General features: G+C 69.9%; 18 protein-coding genes and 1 pseudogene. 8 read left to right on the top strand and 11 right to left on the bottom strand.

Translation table 11 applies throughout. The features are described from left to right. Position 1: 1 nt before the first annotated feature. Genes GV007_RS10945 through GV007_RS10935 form a run of 3 tightly spaced genes read right to left on the bottom strand, consistent with a single transcriptional unit; the run spans position 2 to position 2,232 of the window. The gene (locus GV007_RS10945) at positions 2 to 652 is read right to left on the bottom strand and encodes a LysE family translocator (protein ID WP_160072531.1); all 651 of its coding nucleotides are present in this window, start codon (positions 650 to 652) and stop codon (positions 2 to 4) included. Between the two features lie 42 nt (positions 653 to 694). Next, positions 695 to 1,516, bottom strand: a complete 822-nt coding sequence (locus GV007_RS10940; RefSeq protein ID WP_160072529.1) for a helix-turn-helix transcriptional regulator — start codon at positions 1,514 to 1,516, stop codon at positions 695 to 697. Then, positions 1,513 to 2,232: an MBL fold metallo-hydrolase gene (locus GV007_RS10935; RefSeq protein ID WP_160072527.1), complete on the bottom strand. Its 720-nt coding sequence runs from the start codon at positions 2,230 to 2,232 to the stop codon at positions 1,513 to 1,515. The genes GV007_RS10940 and GV007_RS10935 overlap by 4 nt, the downstream gene beginning before the upstream one ends. 53 nt (positions 2,233 to 2,285) lie before the next feature. Between GV007_RS10935 and GV007_RS10930 the strand changes: the two genes are divergently transcribed. Continuing rightward, positions 2,286 to 2,828 (top strand): TetR/AcrR family transcriptional regulator, encoded by a 543-nt coding sequence (locus GV007_RS10930; protein ID WP_160072525.1) that lies wholly within the window; start codon positions 2,286 to 2,288, stop codon positions 2,826 to 2,828. 10 nt (positions 2,829 to 2,838) lie between these two features. Then, positions 2,839 to 4,794, top strand: coding sequence for an ankyrin repeat domain-containing protein (locus GV007_RS19050; protein WP_201297661.1), 1,956 nt, complete (start codon positions 2,839 to 2,841; stop codon positions 4,792 to 4,794). Positions 4,795 to 4,816: 22 nt separating this feature from the next. Here the strand turns inward: GV007_RS19050 and rnhA are convergent, their stop codons facing one another. The 3 genes from rnhA to GV007_RS10910 form a co-directional block, all read right to left on the bottom strand. Further along, on the bottom strand, positions 4,817 to 5,266 hold the full coding sequence (rnhA, locus tag GV007_RS10920; RefSeq protein WP_160072523.1) for a ribonuclease HI: 450 nt from the start codon (positions 5,264 to 5,266) through the stop codon (positions 4,817 to 4,819). 53 nt (positions 5,267 to 5,319) lie between these two features. Next, positions 5,320 to 6,012, bottom strand: coding sequence for a class I SAM-dependent methyltransferase (locus GV007_RS10915; protein WP_160072521.1), 693 nt, complete (start codon positions 6,010 to 6,012; stop codon positions 5,320 to 5,322). Positions 6,013 to 6,127: 115 nt separating this feature from the next. Next, positions 6,128 to 7,231 (bottom strand): GNAT family N-acetyltransferase, encoded by a 1,104-nt coding sequence (locus GV007_RS10910; RefSeq protein ID WP_160072519.1) that lies wholly within the window; start codon positions 7,229 to 7,231, stop codon positions 6,128 to 6,130. A gap of 203 nt (positions 7,232 to 7,434) precedes the next feature. Between GV007_RS10910 and GV007_RS10905 the strand changes: the two genes are divergently transcribed. Further along, positions 7,435 to 11,310 carry an AAA family ATPase gene (locus GV007_RS10905; protein WP_160072517.1) on the top strand — a complete coding sequence of 1,292 codons (3,876 nt, stop codon included), beginning with the start codon at positions 7,435 to 7,437 and terminating at the stop codon, positions 11,308 to 11,310. 55 nt (positions 11,311 to 11,365) lie between these two features. On the opposite strand, the pseudogene GV007_RS19215 reads toward GV007_RS10905, so the two are convergent. From GV007_RS19215 to GV007_RS10885, 4 genes and pseudogenes are all read right to left on the bottom strand, one after another. Beyond that, a pseudogene (locus GV007_RS19215) lies at positions 11,366 to 11,794 on the bottom strand (aldehyde dehydrogenase family protein); the annotation flags it as partial. Positions 11,795 to 11,882: 88 nt separating this feature from the next. Then, on the bottom strand, positions 11,883 to 12,791 hold the full coding sequence (locus tag GV007_RS10895) for a Cgl0159 family (beta/alpha)8-fold protein (protein ID WP_160072513.1): 909 nt from the start codon (positions 12,789 to 12,791) through the stop codon (positions 11,883 to 11,885). Then, complete coding sequence (iolC, locus tag GV007_RS10890; RefSeq protein WP_104330922.1) at positions 12,784 to 13,752, bottom strand: 5-dehydro-2-deoxygluconokinase; 969 nt, start codon at positions 13,750 to 13,752, stop codon at positions 12,784 to 12,786. Before iolC ends, GV007_RS10895 begins: the two co-directional genes overlap by 8 nt. Before the next feature lie 119 nt (positions 13,753 to 13,871). Beyond that, complete coding sequence (locus tag GV007_RS10885; RefSeq protein ID WP_201297659.1) at positions 13,872 to 14,975, bottom strand: glutamate--cysteine ligase; 1,104 nt, start codon at positions 14,973 to 14,975, stop codon at positions 13,872 to 13,874. Positions 14,976 to 15,095: 120 nt separating this feature from the next. On the opposite strand from GV007_RS10885, the gene GV007_RS10880 reads away from it, so the two are divergent. The 5 genes from GV007_RS10880 (at position 15,096) to trmD (ending at position 17,526) form a co-directional block, all read left to right on the top strand. Beyond that, positions 15,096 to 15,305: an LPXTG cell wall anchor domain-containing protein gene (locus GV007_RS10880; protein WP_160072509.1), complete on the top strand. Its 210-nt coding sequence runs from the start codon at positions 15,096 to 15,098 to the stop codon at positions 15,303 to 15,305. 144 nt (positions 15,306 to 15,449) lie between these two features. After that, entirely contained in the window at positions 15,450 to 15,863 is a 414-nt protein-coding gene (rpsP, locus tag GV007_RS10875) for a 30S ribosomal protein S16 (protein ID WP_160072507.1), read from the top strand. A gap of 2 nt (positions 15,864 to 15,865) precedes the next feature. Beyond that, positions 15,866 to 16,096 carry an RNA-binding protein gene (locus tag GV007_RS10870; RefSeq protein WP_068484100.1) on the top strand — a complete coding sequence of 77 codons (231 nt, stop codon included), beginning with the start codon at positions 15,866 to 15,868 and terminating at the stop codon, positions 16,094 to 16,096. A gap of 1 nt (position 16,097) precedes the next feature. Next, positions 16,098 to 16,697: a ribosome maturation factor RimM gene (rimM, locus tag GV007_RS10865; RefSeq protein WP_416362335.1), complete on the top strand. Its 600-nt coding sequence runs from the start codon at positions 16,098 to 16,100 to the stop codon at positions 16,695 to 16,697. A 73-nt stretch (positions 16,698 to 16,770) separates the two neighbouring features. Further along, complete coding sequence (gene trmD / locus GV007_RS10860; protein WP_160072505.1) at positions 16,771 to 17,526, top strand: tRNA (guanosine(37)-N1)-methyltransferase TrmD; 756 nt, start codon at positions 16,771 to 16,773, stop codon at positions 17,524 to 17,526. A 19-nt stretch (positions 17,527 to 17,545) separates the two neighbouring features. Here the strand turns inward: trmD and map are convergent, their stop codons facing one another. Next, on the bottom strand, positions 17,546 to 18,313 hold the full coding sequence (map, locus tag GV007_RS10855; RefSeq protein ID WP_104330925.1) for a type I methionyl aminopeptidase: 768 nt from the start codon (positions 18,311 to 18,313) through the stop codon (positions 17,546 to 17,548). Positions 18,314 to 18,341: the final 28 nt, after the last annotated feature.

Genomic DNA, 18,341 nt, shown 5'->3' with positions numbered 1-18,341 from the left:
CTCAGCCGGTGACGGCCCGTCCGGAGAGCTCCAGTCCCAAGGTCACGAGCATCGACAGGCCGAACACGGCGAGGAACACACCGGCCGCCTTCGAGAGCAGCGGGATGAACCTCGAGAGCTTCGCCAGCCCACGTCCGGAGCCGAGCACGATCGCGACGAAGAGGTCCCACGCGAGCACGACCAGGACCATCCACGCCCCGTAGAGCACGAGGGTCGCAGGGGGTGCGGATGCGAGCGCGGCGGCAAGGCTGACGTAGAAGAGCACGTTCTTCGGGTTCAGGAGCCCGGACGCGGCCCCCAGCCAGAGGTTGCGTGTCCACGAGGCGTTAGCGGGGCTCGCGCTCGGGCTCCGAGGCGTGCCCGCACCGAGCTCCGCGACGGGCGTGCTTCGAAGGAAGACCCCCCCGACATAGGTGAGGAACGCGCCGCCGACCCCCTGCAGTGTCCAGAGGACTTCCGGCTGGGAGATGAGCGCAACGCCCGAGAAGGCCGCCCCGATGAGGGTGCTGTTGGCGGCAGCGATTCCGACGCAGACGCCGCTGGCCACCTTCCATCCGTTGGCGAGGGTGCTGCGCACGATGAGGAAGAAGTCGACCCCCGGGATCAGGAGCGCGAGGAAGTGGGCGACGGCGACGGCGAGAAATTGATCCATGGGCTTCCTGGGGGAGTGAGCAGTACTCGCCCAGTGTGCGGATCAGGGGGTTGGCGGGTCTTGTATGAAATTGCGCCGATGGCGATAGGTGCCGGGCGAGGCGGCGACGTGGGCCCGGAAGACACGATGGAAGTGGCTCTGGTCGACGAAGCCGAGCGAGTGCGCGGTGTCGGCGATGCTCTCCCCGGCGCGCAGCATCCGCCGTGCTTGGAGGACGCGCGCGTTCTGGCGCCAGGCGAGCGGCGAGAGCCCGGTTGCCCGCTTCATCTCGCGGATGAACTGGAAGCGATCCATGCCGACGAGCTCGGCGAGCTCATCCAGTCGCGGGTTCGAGGCGTCGCCCTGGAGGCGCTCCATGGCAGGGGCCAGGGCGGTGAGCAGTTGCGGCTCCATGGTGCCAGCGATCGCCAGCTCCGCATGGGTCCCATCCAGCTGGCGCAGCAGGGTGGAGAAGGTGGCGCGGAGCCGTGGGGCGGGATGGTCGGCGAAGATCGCCCTGAAGGCCTCGGCGACTGCCGCTCGCAGCAGGGGATCGCGGATGATGGTGATCGAGTCCGAGAGGGACGCCGCAGTCTCGGGCGGCGCGAGCGAGGTCAGCCAGGCTTGGTCTGCGTGGATCATCTGGTATTGCCAGCGCCCGTCGAGCGGGTTGCAGGAGTGGACGCGACCGGCGGGGATGAGGATGACGTCGCCCGCGTCGAGCCGGACCGGCCCCGAGAGGAGGCCCGCGAATCTCGACGCCCCGGAGTCGATGAGTCCGATGGAGAACGAATCGTGGGTGTGCGCTCGATAGCAGGAGTTCTCCTGCGCGGAGCGTCGTGCCTCGAGGTGCGGGATCGAGGTGCTGTGCCCGAACTCGGTCATCGCCGGTGCATGGAGTCCGTGACTGCCGCGACCGCCGCCTCCACCCCTGAGCTCCAGGGCGCTCCGTGTCCTGGCAGCACCCACTTCGCCTTCGTGTCGACGATGGCGCGGAGCGACGTCATGGCCTGTGCTGGCTCGTCGGTGAACGGGGCCGCTTGTGGGCCCACCTGCCCGGTGAGCACGTGGCGGGTCGTGAGCGCATCCCCGACGAAGACGGCGTCGACAGCGGGGACGAAGACCGCGATGCTGCCCGGCGAGTGGCCGGGCATGCCGATGATCTGTGGCGAGCCCGGGAGGTCGAGCGTCGCTCCGTGCTGCACCTCGACGACCTCGGAGAGCCACGTGGTTCGCGCTCCGCCCTTGCGCAGCGTGTAGGCGGCGAAGGCGAGCAGGGGGCCGATCTTCATCGATTGCTTGGCGTTCGAGGGCTTCGGCCCGCCCTTCGCGCGGGCGGCGTCATCCGCATGCACGTAGACGGGAACGCCGTGGTCGCGTCGCAGCCGCTCGGCGAAGCCGACGTGATCGGAGTCGCCGTGGGTGAGGATCACGCCCTTGATGTCGTCGACCGAGCGTCCGATGGATGCGAGCTCGGCGATGAGCTCGCGCCAGTGGCCCGCGAGGCCGGCATCGATGACGGTCACGCCCTCCGGGGTGGTGACGAGGTATGCCGCGACGATGTCGTTGCCGATGCGGTGGAGGGAAGCGTCGAGTCTCATGAAGGCTATGGTACGTAGCCATCATGGCTACTGTCAATAGCTATAGTGGGGGCATGCCTACTCCGGACAGGACCTCCCTCGACGCGATCGTGCTCGCCGCCCGCGACCTCCTGGAGAGCGAGGGGCTTCCGGGGCTGAGCATGCAGGCGGTCGCCGTCCGGGTGGGAGTCCGTGCACCGTCGCTTTACAAGCGGGTGGCGAATCGTGAGGAGCTCATCCAGCTCGTGGCCGAGGCGACCCTCGTCGAGCTCGGAGAGCGGCTGGACGCCGCGAGCGATCTCGAGCACCTCGCGGATGCGTTCCGGGCGTTCGGGCACGAGCGCCCGGCCGCGTTCCAGCTCGTGATGACACCGGGGGCCGGAACTCCCGCAGCACGGCCGGAATTCGGTGCAGACGCGAGCGCGAGCATCCTGCGCCTCGCGGGCGAGCTCGCTGGTGAGGAGCGAGCGCTCGAGGCGGCCCGCACCCTGACTGCGTGGGCAGCCGGCTTCGTCAGCATGGAGCTGAACCGAGGCTTCAACCTCGGCGGAGACATCGACGAGGCCTGGCGTTACGGACTCGCGGGCATCGTTCGCGCCATCGGCGCACGCGGCTAGGGTCGTTGTCATGGGCTACTCGCTGAACTTCATGCGCATCGAGGGTGGCGAGCACCTCGATGCGGACCGGCGCGAACTCGCGGCGTTCCTGGCCACCCGGGGACTGCGCGTCGTCCCCGACGAGAGCACGGGGGCGCTCCTCGACGCCGGAGGGCAGCGGCTCGCCTTCGACGGGAACTGGTCCGATCTCTACCTCGACCCGCTCGAGCAGGAGGCACCGCTCGCGGGCGGCATCTTCCACGCCACGCTCTCAGCGGCTGAGCTTGGCTTCATCTTCGAGCTCTGTGTCGCGGCGGGCTTCCTCATCGTCAACCCGCAGGGGAGCCCGACGTACATCGTCCCCGCCGAGAACCACCCGCGAGAGGCGCTCGATGACCTCGAGGACACGGCCTGGGTCGGCGACGCCGCCGAGCTCCAGCGGGCCCTCTCCGGCAGCTTCTCGGACTTCGTCCGGTTCCGCGACCTCGTCCTGTCGCGCCCGATGTCGGAGACACTCGCCGCGCGCGAGCGCAGCCGGCAGCGTGCCGAGCAGCCGAGCCCGCGGGAACTCGCGGCCCTGTCGCTGCTCGCGCAGCAGTACCGCGAGCATCCGGCGGACTCCGCGGCCTTCCACGGCTACTGGGCGCGAGCCATGGCGCGCGGCACCTGGGTGGTGCCGCTCGACCCCAGCACGTCCCGGCTCGCGATCTCCGAGGACAACGGAGTGCTGACCCTGTTCGCCTTCACGACGTCCAGGCGAGCCGCGCTCGGCACGCCCGGACCAGCGCCGCGCTTCGTCACCGCGACGCTTCAGCAGGTGGCCGACGAGATCGATCACGGGGGAGTGCGTCGGGTGGTGCTCGACCGCGGGCTCGACGACGCGGGTCTCGACGCCGCCTGGCTGCGAGGCCTGGTCGAGACCTACGCCGAGCAGCCTCACCTCTCGGCGAGGCCGGTGGTGCTGCCGCGCGCCGCAGAGGGAACGGTCGCCGACAAGCTCAGGACCACGCAGCAGGAGATCCTGCAGCTGGTCGCGGCGGGCCTCGACCTCGAGGAGACCGAGACGGCCAGCCGCTTCACGGTGCTCGGCAACCACGCCCGCGTCGGTCACCCGATCGCCGCCATCCTGGGCCTCGGCGCCGACACTGAGCGCACCGACAGCAAGGGCTACCGGCCGCTCCACCACGCAGCCAACGGGCTCCACGTCGAGAACGTCCGCCTCCTCCTGCGGGCCGGTGCCGAGGTCAGCGCGCAACGTGTGCTACCCGGTGCCCGCACCGGTTCGGCGGGCACCGGCACGAGCCAGGGGCCGACGCCGCTGCTGGCGCTCGAGCTGGCCGCGAGCCGAGGCGTCGTCGGCGATGGCCTCGACGATCTCCTCACCCTCACGCAGCTCGTCGAGCTCCTCGTCGCGGCAGGCTCTCCCGTCACCGACCAGGTGCGCGCCGACATCACGCTCGTGGCGCGTTCGAGCGAGGCGAGGCGCATCCTGCTCTCGGAGCAGGACGCCGCGACTCAGGATGCCGCGCTCGCGCGCCTCTCCGAGCTCACGGGCGCTCAGCCAGCCGAGCGGATCACCGCGCCGAGCGCCTCCCTGGCCCGCGCGGTCGGGGACACGGACGCGGAGCGGTTCGCGAACCTGCGTGGCCAGCTGGTTCCCGAGGTCGGTCGAGCAACGACCGTGCAGGGGGAGGTCGTCCGCATCGTCGACGTCATCCTCACCGAGATCCGCGGCAACGACGGCCTCGACTTCGCCGAGGCGCACGTCGATCTCGCACGCGCCTGGCACGGCTACCTCGAGACCGGACTCGACAACGGCATCAGCGGCTCGGGGTGGGACTGCGTGCTCGAGATCCAGGAGCATCTCGCCACACGTCGCGGATTCGAGGACGCCTCGTGGGACGAGCTGATGCGGTCCGTGGCCGTCACCTGGGTGGCGCAGAACCCGCAGCTCATCCCGCTCGGCGACGTCGCCTACCGCCTCTGACCGAGCGTCGCTAGCTGTACTGCTAGCCGCGACCCAGCGCCTGGTCGACGCCCTTGTTCGCGAGCATGTCGGCGCGCTCGTTGCCGACATCACCCGAGTGGCCCTTCACCCACCGCCACTCGATGGTGTGTCCGCTGTCCTCGACGAGCGCGTCGAGCTCCTTCCAGAGCTCCGCGTTCTTGACGGGCTGCTTCGAGGCGGTCTTCCACCCCTTCGCCTTCCACCCCGTGATCCACTCCGTGATGCCCTTGCGAACGTACTGGCTGTCCAGGTAGAGGGCGACGCTGCAGGGCTTCTTGAGCGCGCTGAGCCCCTCGATGACGGCCTTGAGCTCCATGCGGTTGTTGGTGGTGTTCAGCTCGCCGCCGAACAGCTCCCGCTCGTGGTCGCCCGACCGCAGCCAGACTCCCCAGCCACCGGGGCCAGGGTTGCCCTTGCAGGCGCCATCCGTGTACATCACAACATCACTCACGTGCGTCCCTCATCTCCGTCGCCGACCACGCAAGAGTAGTCGGGTGCCGAGACTCAGCCCATTCGGCGCAGGAGCACCACGCTGTCCTCGAGCGTGCCGGGAGCGCCATCTGGGGAGGTGACGTCGCGGGTCCGCGACTCGGCGATCACCGTCTCCCACGCTCCGGCGGGCCGCGCCAGCTCGGCGATCTCCCGGTCCGGCTGCACGAAGAGGTGCGCGGGATGCTCCGAGTCCTGCACCCACGACGGCGCTCCGGCGTGCGCGACGGTCAGGAGGTGTCCGCCGGGTGCGAGCATGAGAGCGGCCTTCCTGAGGATCTCCGCACGAGACAGGTGGACCGGCGACTGGAAGAAGCTCGCCGTGATGAGGTCGAGCTCACCGTCCGGGGACCAGGTCTCGAGGTCGCCCGTCGCGAAGTCGAGCAGCGCGGCGTCGACGCCAGCATCGACGGCTGCGGCGCGTGCGCGCTCGATGGCGACCGTCGAGATGTCGATGCCGGTGACCCGCCAGCCCTGCTGAGCGAGCCAGATCGCGTCGCCGCCCTCGCCGCATCCGAGGTCGAGTGCGCGGCCTGGTGTGAGCGCGCCGGCGACACTTGCGAGGTTCGCGTTCACGCGACCGGACCAGACGGCGGGCTTCGCCGCGTAGAGCTCGTCCCAGAAGTCGAGCGGTGCCTGGGCGGTCGCTCCGGCGCCCGTGTCGTCGGGTGTCGAGCTCTCGGTGGCGTGGTGGTGGCGCGAGGTCATGCGCTCAGCCTGCGCACCGGACCAAAGATCCGCAACCGTGTTTGCGAGAACCGCAAACGCGGGGCGTTCGACTCCTTGGGCTCGTTTCTCCACGCAGCCACGCAGCCACGCGGCCTCACAGCCGCTTCTGCCAGCCGCCTTCCGGCGCGAGGGGAACGAAGCCGAGCGCCTCGTTGACTCGCAGCATGTGGGCGTTCTCTTCCGCGTTCCAGGTGAACACTCCGGTGCACTCCGGGTAGCGCTCGGCGAGCTGCACGAGGTTCGCGGCCTTCACGAGCATCCCGAGTCGCCTGCCACGGTGCGTCGACGTGACCAGCGTGTTGTCCTGCTGCGCCGGCCGCGTGGTGTCGTCGAGGTCGAGCTGCAGCATGGACTGGGCCACGAGGGTGCGGCTCGGGACATGCAGCACGGCTGCGTTGAGGAACGTGGAGCCGGCGGCGAGTGCTCGGCGCTCCATCTGCGAGACGCGTTCGGCGTCCCACTGCTCCTCATCGACCTCGAGGTCGCCCGCCGGCGCGTCGATCGACATGTCGCCGTTGAGCCGCGCCAGGTCGTCGAGGTACTCGGGGTCGCTCTCGCCCTCCCAGGTCAGCACACGGTAGGCCGCACCAGCCCGTGCCTCCGCAGCTTCGACGTGCGCACGCAGACTTCCTGCCGGCACGGGCAGGCGCAGCTCGCTGATGCGCTCGACCTGCCCCAGCTCCCACCCGTGCTTCCAGAGGAAGCGCGCCGCCGGGTCCGCCGCCGAGACGCTGCCATGACCCGTCGGCGCGAGCACCCGTTCTCCGCCACCCGTCGGATGCTCCACCCAGGCCTGCAGGGACGTGCGCCCATCGGCCCGAGCGAGGTCCTCGAGGTGGGCCGCGACGAAGGTGCCGATGCCGCGCCGCCGGTGGGGCGCATCCACGACGACGTGAGGGTAGGCCAGCGACGGGGAATCGCGGGGCGAGACCATGAGCTTCGCGGCGGCGACGGGACGCTCAGCCTCGAGGTCCCGCGCGCCGTGCGGGAACGCGAGGAAGAGGCGAGTGGTGACCTGCCCTGGCATGGTCCAGTCGGCGAGAACTCGCTGGCTCGTCTCGAGCAGCCGCCCCTCGCCGTAGGTGTCCGCGGAGCCGCGGTTGACGATGCCGGCGAAGCGCTCGAGCAGGCCCCAGGCCTCAGCGTCTCGGTCCGACGTTGGATCTGGAGGCGTGAGCTCCCGAATGAAGTAGTCCACTCCGGTACCGTAGCTGTCAGGTCACGGCCTCGACAGGCCTGCCAGCGCGCCGATCCAGGGCGCACCCGTGCGGGAGTGAGCGACCAGCCCATCCCGCCCGACCAGCTCGACCGACCGAGCCCGACCACCAACCCAGACCGACCACCAACCCAGACCGACCCACGAGCGAAGTCCGACCACCAGCGAGAGGCCAGCGAGCGCGCATGCACCTGAAGAGCCTCACGATGAAGGGCTTCAAGTCGTTCGCGCAGCCGACGACGCTTGCGCTCGAACCCGGGGTCACGTGCGTCGTCGGGCCGAACGGCTCAGGCAAGTCGAACGTCGTGGATGCGCTCGCCTGGGTGATGGGCGAGCAGGGCGCGAAGAGCCTCCGCGGCGGCAAGATGGAGGACGTCATCTTCGCCGGAACCGCGACGCGTGGGCCGCTGGGCCGCGCCGAGGTGACGCTCACGATCGACAACGCCGACGGGATGCTGCCCATCGAGTACAGCGAGGTGACGATCCGTCGCACCCTGTTCCGCAACGGCGGCTCCGAGTACGCCATCAACGGCGACGGCGTACGGCTCCTCGACGTGCAGGAGCTGCTGAGCGACACCGGTCTCGGCAAGGAGATGCACGTCATCGTGGGGCAGGGGCGCCTCGACGCCGTGCTCCGCGCGACGCCGGAGGAGCGCCGAGGCTTCATCGAGGAGGCAGCAGGGATTCTCAAGCATCGCCGCCGCAAGGAGAAGACGGTGCGCAAGCTCGAGGCCATGGAGGCCAACCTCACGCGCCTGCGCGACCTCACGAACGAGGTGCGCCGACAGCTGAAGCCCCTCTCCCGGCAGGCCGACATCGCGAGGCGAGCGCAGGGAATCCAGGCCATCGCCCGCGACGCGAAGGCACGCCTGCTCGCCGACGACGTCGTGCAGCTGCGCGCAGCCCTGCGGCTCGCGACCGGCATCGAGCAGGAGCGCTCCGAGGAGCGGGTCGTGCTGCAGGAGAAGCTCACGGCCGCCCTCAACCGAGCCGAGCTGCTCGCCGCCGAGAACCGCGGAGACGCTGCCGACGGCGCGCGCCGGGTCGTGTTCGACCTCGAGAGCGTGCGCGAACGCATCCAGAACCTCAACGCGCTCGCCTCGCAGCGCAAGGGGCTCCTCGTCTCGCGCCTCGAATCGCCCGCGTTCGTGCCGAGCGTGACCCTCGAGGCGGTGGACGCAGCCCGTCGCGAGACGGAGGCGCTCGCGGGGCGCGCCGCCGAGGCCGAAGCTCTCTGGGAGGCGACGAAGCTCGCCACGCAGGATGCGCGTGCCGCCCTCGACCGCATCGACGTGGAGATCCAGGCCCAGGCGACACGGATCTCCGCCTACGACCTCAGCCGCAGCGAGCTGCGCGGCGCCGCCGACACGGCCGCGTCGAAGCTGGCATCCGTGCGGGGTGAGGTGCTCAGGCAACGCAACGCACGCGACGCGGCAAGCGACCGCCTCGCGCAAGCGACGAAGGCGAAGGAGCAGCTCGACGCGACCGCAGTCCAGAGCGCCTCCGACTCGAGCGAGCTCGACGCCGCCTACAAGCGCGCCGAGGCGGCACAGCGTGAAGCGGAGCAGGCACTCGACGCCGGACGCACCCGCGCCCACGAGCTCGAGCGAGAGCGCGACGCCCTCCAGGCGCGCGTGCAGGCGCTCACCCTCGCGACAGCCGCGAAAGACGGCACCGCCGCGCTGCTCGCCGCACGCCTCGAGGGGGTCGAAGGCCCCGTCGCCGAGCACCTCCGCATCGACGAGGGCTACGAGGCCGCCATCGCCGCCGCCCTCGGCTCGACGGCTGACGCGGTGCTCGCGAGCGACGCCGATGCCGCGTTCCGCGTGCTCGCGCACGCCACGGGGGAGAAGCTCGGGCTCGTCGAGATCGTCGCCGAGCTCGGCGAGGGCGGGCCCCTCCAGTCGGGCTCCGCGAACCCGACGCTGCCAGAGGGGCTCCGCCCCGCGGCAGAGCTGGTGCAGGGGCCACCCGCCATCACCGCCCTGCTCGCCCACGTACACGTCAGCGAGACGCTCGACGAGGCACGCGCGGCGATGGCCGCGCTGTCGTCCTCGGACGCCTCGGCCCCCGCAGGCGCAGCGCTCACCGTCGTCACCAGAGCAGGCGAGGTCGTCACGAGCACCTCGCTCCGCGGCGGGTTCGCGGAGGAGGGCACCAGCCGACTCGAGCTGCTCGCCGCCCGCGACCGAGCATCCGCTCGCCTCACCGTCGTCACCGACGAACTCGACCAGGCCGCGCTTGCGCTCGCCGAGCACCGGGCCGCGTCGCAGGCGGCGAAGGCCGAGGCGAAGCGCACGCTCGACGCCCTCCGCGCCTTCGACGGCGCCCTCGCCGCCGAGCGAGAGCAGCTCAACCGGGCAAGCGCGCGAGTGGATGCGGGCAGCGCCGAGCTCGCGCGCGCTGCGAAGGCCTTCGACCTCGCCTCGAGTGGCGTCGAAGCCGCAGAGCAGGCGGCGCTCGCGGCGAAGGCGGCGCTCGGCGAGCACGAGGCCCTGCCGCGCCCCGAGCTCGACTCCTCAGCGCGCGTCGACGCCAATGCCGCCGTCGAGCGTGCCCGCGAAGCCGAGGTCGAGGCCCGACTCCAGCTCGAGACGCTGCGCGAGCGGTCTCGAAGCGAGCGGCTCCGCGCCGAATCCCTCGTCCGTCAGCTCGAAGCCGACCGTCAGGCTGCCGACAAGGCCGCCAGGGAGACGGTCGTGCGCCGTGCCGAACTCGCCCAGACCGAACGCGTGCTCGCCGCCATACCGAGCCTCACCGCCGCCGTCCAGGCGTCGCTCGCCGAAGCCCAGCAGCAGCTCGCCGAAGCCGAGCGCGAACGCGCCGCCCAGCACGAGGAACTCGGCCAGCTCCGCCAGACGGAGCAGCAGCTGCGAGCGCGCCTCAGCGAGATCACCGAGGACGTGCACTCGATCGAGCTGCAGATCTACGAGAAGAAGAGCTCCCTGCGCTCCACCCTCGAGCGGGCAGCGAGCGAGCTGCGCCTCGCCGAGGCGGTCCTCGTCGCCGAGTACGGTCCCGACCAGCTCGTGCCAGCGGACGACGACGCGCTCCGCGCCAAGGCCGAGCGCATCGCCTCCGCACTTGCCGAGCAGCGGGCCAGGCACGAGGTCGCGGGCGAGGGCGAGGGCGAGGCGACCGACGCAGCCGGCCAGGCGAGTGCATCCAGTGCCGCCAGCACCTCAGACACCGCAGCCGACACCGACAGCGCTGAGCGCTCCGGCACCACCGCCGAGCAGACCGACGGCAGCGCCGAGAGCAGTACCGCTGCCCAGGCCGCGGCAGCGATCTCGGCCGGGGCCATCCCCGCGCTCGCGGAGCACCTCGACGACGACCTCGCCGCAACCCTCGAGGGCGACGCCGAGGAGGAGTTCGTGGGCGTGCCGTTCGTTCGCGCGGAGCAGCAGGCGCGCCTCGCCGCGGCAGAGCGCAAGATGTCCACGCTCGGCCGCATCAACCCGCTGGCACTCGAGGAGTTCGCGGCGCTCGAGCAGCGGCACGCGTTCCTCGCCGACCAGCTCGACGACCTCGCCGCGACGAAGGCCGACCTGCTGCGCATCGTGGGCGACATCGACGAGCGCATGCGCACCGTCTTCGAGGCCGCCTTCGAGGACACCCGGGCCGCGTTCCACACGGTCTTCCCGATCCTCTTCCCTGGCGGCTCCGGCGACATCACGCTCACCGCGCCCGACGACATGCTCACGACCGGCATCGAGGTCTCGGTGCGGCCGGCCGGCAAGAAGATCGAGCGCCTCTCGCTGCTCTCCGGCGGCGAGCGCTCGCTCGCGGCGGTCGCGATCCTCGTGTCCATCTTCAAGGCCAGACCCAGCCCGTTCTACATCATGGATGAGGTCGAGGCCGCCCTCGACGACGCGAACCTCGGTCGGCTCCTCGCGGTCTTCGAGGAGCTCCGCGCGTCCAGCCAACTCATCGTCATCACCCACCAGAAGCGCACGATGGAGATCGCCGACGCCCTCTACGGCGTCTCGATGCGGCAGGACGGCGTGTCCGCCGTCGTGGGGCAGCGCATCCACCGCACCGAGGACCAGCCCGCCGCCTGAGCGCCGCCCGTGGCCCCGCCTGCTTGCCTCGCCCTTGCCGCCCCGCCGCCCGGGCCTGCTTGATGGAGAACACGTCGACGCCGGTGGAGGCGTTCTCGGTGAAGTCGCCCTTCATGATGTGGGGGAACCCGGTCGCGAGCTCCACGACCTCGAGGCCCCGCTGGATCTCGCCAGCGGCGTCGGAGACGACCTTGCCGTGCTCGGAGGTGATGATGCGCGCGAGCTCGAGCTTCCGCTCGTTCAACAGCTCACGGAACTTGAAGATGATGTTCTGGCGCTTCGCGATCGAGGTGTTCGACCAGCCGGGGAACGCGGCCTTCGCGGCGGCGATCGCGGCGTTGATCTCTGCGTCGTCGGCGAGAGCGACGTTGCTCGTCGCGGTGCCGAGGGCGGGGTTGAAGACGGGCGAGGTGCGCGCGGGCGTCGAGGTCGAGGGGGCGCCGTCGATCCAGTGCTGGATCGTGGGCAGAGCAGTGTCAGTCATTGATCTTCCTTCGCTGTGGTGCGCCGGCCAGGAGCGGCGCTGGTGGATGCGGCAGCTGCCGCGACGAGAGGGTGTTGGGGGTCCGAGCTCAGCTCGGGGTGTGCACGAGGCTCGCGGCCGTGTCGACGGCGGCAGCGACGTCGCCATCGGCGGGGTAGAGAAGCGTGCGGCCGACGACGAGCCCGCGAACACCGGGGAGGGCGAGGGCGTCGGCCCACTTGGCGTACACCGCCTCCTGGTCGCCGTTCGGCTCTCCGCCGAGCAGCAGCGTCGGGAGTGTCGTCGCCGCCATGACGCGTTCCATCTCGGGGACGACGGGCAGCTTCATCCAGGTCGAGCCCGAGCTGTTGCCGAGCCCGGAGGTGATGGCGATCGAGTTGATGACGGCGTCGGGGGAGAGGTCGTTGACGATCCGGCCGTCCTTCCACTCGCTCATGAACGGCTCGAGCATGATCGGGAGGGACGCCGCCGCTGCGTCGTCGACGGCGCGGGCGTTGGCCTCCAGCGTCGAGACGGTGCCCGCATCCGCGAGATTCACGCGGACGAGCGTCTTCGCGAAGTCGATGCCGTCGCGAACCATCGACTCGACGTCGTAGCCCGTGAAGCGGTCGTCCATCTCGAAGCTCGCGCCGCGGAGCCCGCCGCGGTTCATGGAGCCGACGATGAGCTTGTCGTCGAGCACGCCGAGCAGGGCCAGGTCGTCGATGATGTCGGGTGTGCCGAGCACGCCGTCCACGCCGGGGCGGGACAGGGCGAGCGCGAGCCGGTCGAGCAGGTCGTAGCGGTCGGCCATCGCCATGGCGTCGTCGCGGACGCCGAGGGCGCCACGTGCCGGGTGGTCGGCGGCGACGAAGAACAGTCGGCGATCCTCGGGGAGCAGCGACGAGCGTCGAACACGATTGGCGAGGGCCGCCCGCAACGCGGAGGGGCCGTCGGCTCGAGCGTCACGCAGCCGCTCGAAGGCCGCGTCGTCGAGGATCCGGTAGTGCTCAGGCAAGGGAGTTCTCCTTCAGGATCTCGTCGACCTCCGCCGTCGAGGGCATCGCGGTCGAGCACTCGAGTCGCGACGCCACGATGGCTCCCGCGACGTTCGCGAAGCGCAGGATGTGCTCGAGGTCCCACCCGGCGATGAGTCCCTTGCAGAAGGCCCCTCCGAAGCTGTCGCCAGCTCCGAGGCCGTTGACGACGTCGACGAAGTGCGTTGGCACCTCGATGGAGCCCTCTCGGGTCTTCGCGAGCACGCCGCGGGGGCCCTGCTTGACGACCGCGATGTCGACGCCTCGCTCGAGGAGCGCATCAGCTGCGCGCTGCGGCTCGGTCTCGCCGACTGCGACCTCGCACTCCTCCTTGTTGCCGATGGCGATGGTCGACTGCGCGAGGATGGGCTCGATGGCGGCCGTCGCGGTGGCCGCGTCCGGCCAGAACATGGCACGGTAGTCGAGGTCGAGGATGGTGTGGTCGCGGCGAGCGCGAGCTGCGAACGCCGCGTGGTGGGCCGCGCGGCTCGGCTCCTCGGAGAGGCCGGTCACCGTCGCCCAGAAGATCTTGGCGTCACGGATCGCGTCGAGGTCGAGCGTCTCTGTCTCGATGTTGAGGTCCGGAGCCTTCGGCTGGCGGTAGAAGTAGAGGGGGAAGTCGTCCGGAGGGAAGATCTCGCAGAACGTGACCGGGGTCGCAAGCGAGTCATCGCGGGTGACGAAGTCGCTCTTGACGCCGAGGCGCTCGAGCTCGCGGACGATGTACCGTCCGAAGGGGTCGTCTCCCGTGCGGGTGATGACCGCCGAGCTCAGTCCGTGCTTGGCTCCGGCGACGGCGACGTTGGTCGCACTGCCGCCGAGGAACTTCCCGAAGGTCGAGACGTCCTCGAGCCCGACTCCGGTCTGGAGGGGGTAGATGTCGACGCCGACACGACCGAGCGTGATGAGGTCGAGGGGCGACGTAGCTGTTGTAGTGGTCATACGGCTCTGTACAACTTTCAGTCCGATGGTGAACGAGGACGAGAGTCAGCATACACCTAATGTCCTGACAAAGTAACAAAGTCTGGCGGTCCGACTTCGAGGCCTTGCGAAGGGCCGCGTCAGGCCTTGAGCTCGGCGATGAGGGAGTCGACGACGGGCACAAGCGCGCCGTCGTGCTCCTCGGCCACGCGGCGCTGGCGGTCGCTCGACGACCCGCTCTCGATGATGTCCGCGATCGCTGCGAGCTCGTCAGCGCAGCCCAGGTCCTCGGCGACTCGCAGGTAGTCGCCCTGGATGCGCTCGGCGAGCACCTCGGTCACGGGACGCTCGTTGCCCTCCGAATCCTCGATGATGGTGGCGTCGAGCCCGTAGCGCGCGGCGCGCCACTTGTTCTCACGGACGAACCACGAGGGAAGCCGATCCGTGTCGCGCCCCGCGTCGAGCTCGCGAGACGCGTGCTCCACGATCACGTGGTTGAGCGCGACCATGGCCCCGAGCTCGCGGAGGTTGGTCGCCCCATCCGAGATGCGGATCTCCACCGTGCCCCACTGTGCTGACGGGCGCACATCCCAGCGCAGCTCCTGCACCTCGTCGACGATCCCCGTGTGCAGCACATCGTGAGCGACGCGCTCGTAGTCCTCCCACGTCTCCATCTCCGGCGGGAGGCCGCCGGTCGGGAGCTGCTGGAAGATCATCGTGCGGTGCGAGCTGAACGTCGTGTCCTCGCCCTGCCAATACGGGCTCGATGTCGAGAGTGCGAGCATGAGCGGGTAGTTCGCCAATCCGGCTCGCATGATCGCCGGGACCTTCCGGCAGTCCTCGACCCCGACGTGCGTGTGCACGCCCCAGATCGCGAGCTGGCCTCCCCAGCGACCGGATCGCTCCGCGACCATGCGGTAGCGCTCACCGGGCGAGCGCTGCTGCTCGCGCCACTTGGAGAACGGATGCGTGCCAGAGCCGATCACGCTGGCGCCGGCGGCATCCGCGGCGGTCAGCAGCTCGTCCCTGAGTCCCCGGAGCTCGCCGACCGCCGACCCCGCCGAGCGGTGCACGCCCGTCACGAGTTCGACGGTGTTCGTGAGGAACTCCTTCGTGAACCGCTCATCGTCGAGACGAGAGATCAGTTCATGGCCGATGCCGGTCAGTTCGCGCGACTCAGCGTCGACGATACCGAGCTCCCATTCGACACCGAGTGTCGAACGCTCTGATGAGGCGAAACGCATGGTTGAAGCGTAGACGCACCAGGGCCCGCGGCGTGTCTGCATTGCGGCCCGATCCGCATCCGCCGCAATATAGGAGGAGGAGTCGGGCGACGGCACGCGCCGCCCGAGATCGGAGGCCTCATGCGCTACTCGGATGCCCTCGCAGAACTCGCCACGACCGGGGCCCAGGACTTCGTGCCATACGTCATCGGCGCCGTTCTCCTCGTCCTCGTGGGTGGAATCATCCTCTTCTTCGTGCAGCGCAGACAGCGCCGAGCGGAGCGCGCGAATGAGGCTGCGATCGACCCACAGGGTCGTTCGGGGTCCGGTGACGATTCTGCGGTTGGCTAACTGGCCGAGAATCTGCCAAACTAGGCAGTTGAGCCTCGTGGGCTCGACCCTCTAATCCGGCCCACGGTTCACCATTGAGCTCTGCCGAGTGTGCCCCACGCCCTCCGGCTGTCGTTCGCCGATACACACACCATCAGGAGACACGTGGCTGTCAAAATTCGTCTGAAGCGCCTTGGAAAGATCCGGGCACCCTACTACCGCATCGTCGTCGCCGACTCGCGCACCAAGCGCGACGGTCGCGTCATCGAGGAGATCGGCAAGTACCACCCCACCGAGAACCCCTCGTTCATCGAGGTCAACTCGGAGCGTGCACAGTACTGGCTGAGCGTCGGCGCACAGGCCTCCGAGGCCGTCGTCGTCCTGCTCAAGCTCACGGGCGACTGGGGCAAGTTCACGGGCGAAGGCTCGACCGAGAACCAGGTCAAGGCACCCGAGGCCAAGGCTCCGTTCGTGGCAGACGCCGGCAAGAAGCCGGTCCTCCGCCCGAAGGCTGAGCCGAAGGCAGCTCCGGCCGCCGAGGTCACCGAAGAAGCAGCGACCGAAGAGGTCGAGGCCTAGTCATGCTCGCTTCCGCGCTGGAACATCTCGTCAAGGGAATCGTCGATCACCCCGACGATGTCCGCGTGGACCGCAGCACGGCTGCACGCGGCGAGGTCCTCGAAGTGCGTGTGCACTCCGAGGACCTCGGCCGCGTCATCGGTCGCTCCGGCCGCACTGCCAAGGCGCTGCGTACCGTCGTGACCGCCCTTGCCGATGGCCGCCGAGTCCGCGTCGACGTAGTTGACGACTGAGGTGGCAGGCAAGAAGAAGGGCATCACCGAGCTCCGAGTGGGGCGGCTCACCAAGGCCCACGGGCTCAAGGGTGCCGTCAAGCTCGAGCTCTTCACCGACGAGCCAGCCCGGCGCTTCGTGCCGGGCGCCAGCTTCAGCCTGCAGGTGCCCGCCGAGAGCGAGTGGCACGGCAAGAGCCTGGAGCTCCAGGAGCTCCGCTGGTACAACGGCCACCCGGTCGGCTTCTTCGTCGGGGTCTCCGACCGCACAGCGGCCGAGAGCCTCGCCAAGGCGATCCTCTGGGTCGACTCCAACGACGCTGAGGAGCTCGAAGACGACGCCTGGTACGACCACCAGCTCGTCGGACTCGACGTCCAGCGCGAGGGCGTCTCCGTCGGCCAGGTCGTCCGTGTCGAGCACTTCCCCGCACAGGACCTGCTCGTCGTGAAGACCGCAGACGCGGAAGTGCTCGTCCCGCTCGTCAAGGCCATCGTCGCCGACGTCGACCTCGAGGCCGGCATCGTCAGCGTCACGCCCCCTGGTGGCCTCTTCGAGGAGATCGAGGAGTCACCCGCCGCAGCATCGGCCGAGCCCGTCGCTGCCAAGACCGAGGCCGAGTAACCGAGCCTCCACCATCCTCACGTCTGCGCGCCCGCGATCAACCGCGGGCGCGCATTCGCTTAAGCTGGAGCCCATGCGCGTCGACATCGTCACCATCTTTCCCGAGTTCTTCCAGGTGCTCGATGTCTCCCTGCTCGGCAGGGCGCGGCAGGACGGCATCATCGACGTTCGGGTGCACGACCTGCGCGACGCGACGACCGACCGGCACCGCACGGTGGACGACACTCCCTACGGCGGTGGCGCCGGCATGGTCATGAAGCCAGAGCCGTGGGGGCAGACGATCGACAGGATCCTCGACGAGGCCGTCGACGCCGAGACGGCTGCTGGCACCGACGCGGCAGCCCAGGAGGTGGGCGATGGCGACACCAGACCCCTCGTCGTCTTCCCATCACCCGCCGGAACGGTCTTCACGCAGGCGACCGCTCGGCGCTACGCGCTCGAGAAGCACATCGTGTTCGGCTGCGGGCGGTACGAGGGCATCGACCAGCGTGTCTTCGACGACACCGCGCAGCGCGCCAGAGTCGAGCTCGTGAGTCTCGGCGACTACGTGCTCAACGGGGGAGAGGTGGCCGTCACGGCCATGATCGAAGCCTTCGGTCGCCTGGTTCCCGGGGTCGTCGGCAACCCCGAGTCGCTGGTCGAGGAGTCGCACGAGGATGGCCTGCTCGAGTACCCGAGCTACACGAAGCCCGCCGTGTGGCGCGGCCGCGAGGTGCCAGACGTGCTCCTGAGCGGGCACCACGCGAAGATCGCCAGCTGGCGCCATGAGCAGCAGATCGAACGCACGCGACGCGTCCGCCCCGAGCTGCTGCCGCCCGAGGCCCGCTAGCCGCTCGGCGCTCGGCGCGCTAGCTGCGCGCCGTCAGGATGATCGGGTCGCCGTCGGTGATCACGACGGTGTGCTCGCTGTGCGCGCCTCGCGAGCCGTCTGCGCTGCGCAGCGTCCAGCCGTCCGCGTCCTGGACCAGCTTGTCCGTCGTCTCGAGGAACCACGGCTCGATGGCCAGCACGAGACCCGGCTTGAGCGGCATGCCCCGGTTGGCGCGCCCGCGGTTCGGGACGCTCGGCTCCTGGTGCATGGTGCGGCCGACTCCGTGGCCGCCGAACTCGACGTTGACGGGGTAGCCGGCGTTCTTCGCGACCTGGCCGATGGCATGGGAGATGTCACCGAGCTTGTTGCCCGGGCGCGCGGCCTCGATGGCCGCATCCAGTGCCACCTCCGTCGTCGCCACGAGGCGCAGGTCCGCCTCACGGGGCGTGCCGACCGCGACGGTGATGGCCGAATCGCTGACCCAGCCGTCGACGGCGACCGCGAAGTCGAGCGTCAGCAGGTCGCCGTCCTTGAGGGAGTAGTCGTGGGGAAGGCCGTGCAGGACGGCATCGTTGACCGACGTGCAGATGACCTTGCCGAACGGTGAGTTGCCGAAGGAGGGGTGGTAGTCGATGTAGCAGCTCTTCGCGCCGCGCTTGGTGATCAGCTCGTGCGCTCGAGCATCGAGCTCCAGGAGGTTCGTGCCCACTGCGGCGCTCTGCGAGAGCTCGCTGAGCACCTCGGCGACGAAGCGCCCCGCGGGTCGCATCTCTTCGATTTCCTTCTGGGTGCGCAGCTCGATCATCCGACAATCGTACCGGCGCTCGTGCCGT

This window comes from Pseudoclavibacter sp. 8L, from assembly GCF_902506465.1.
In the GTDB taxonomy this organism is placed as follows: domain Bacteria; phylum Actinomycetota; class Actinomycetes; order Actinomycetales; family Microbacteriaceae; genus Pseudoclavibacter.
Note: the sequence above shows the minus strand (reverse complement) of the source record. Positions and strands in the feature narration are given on the sequence as shown.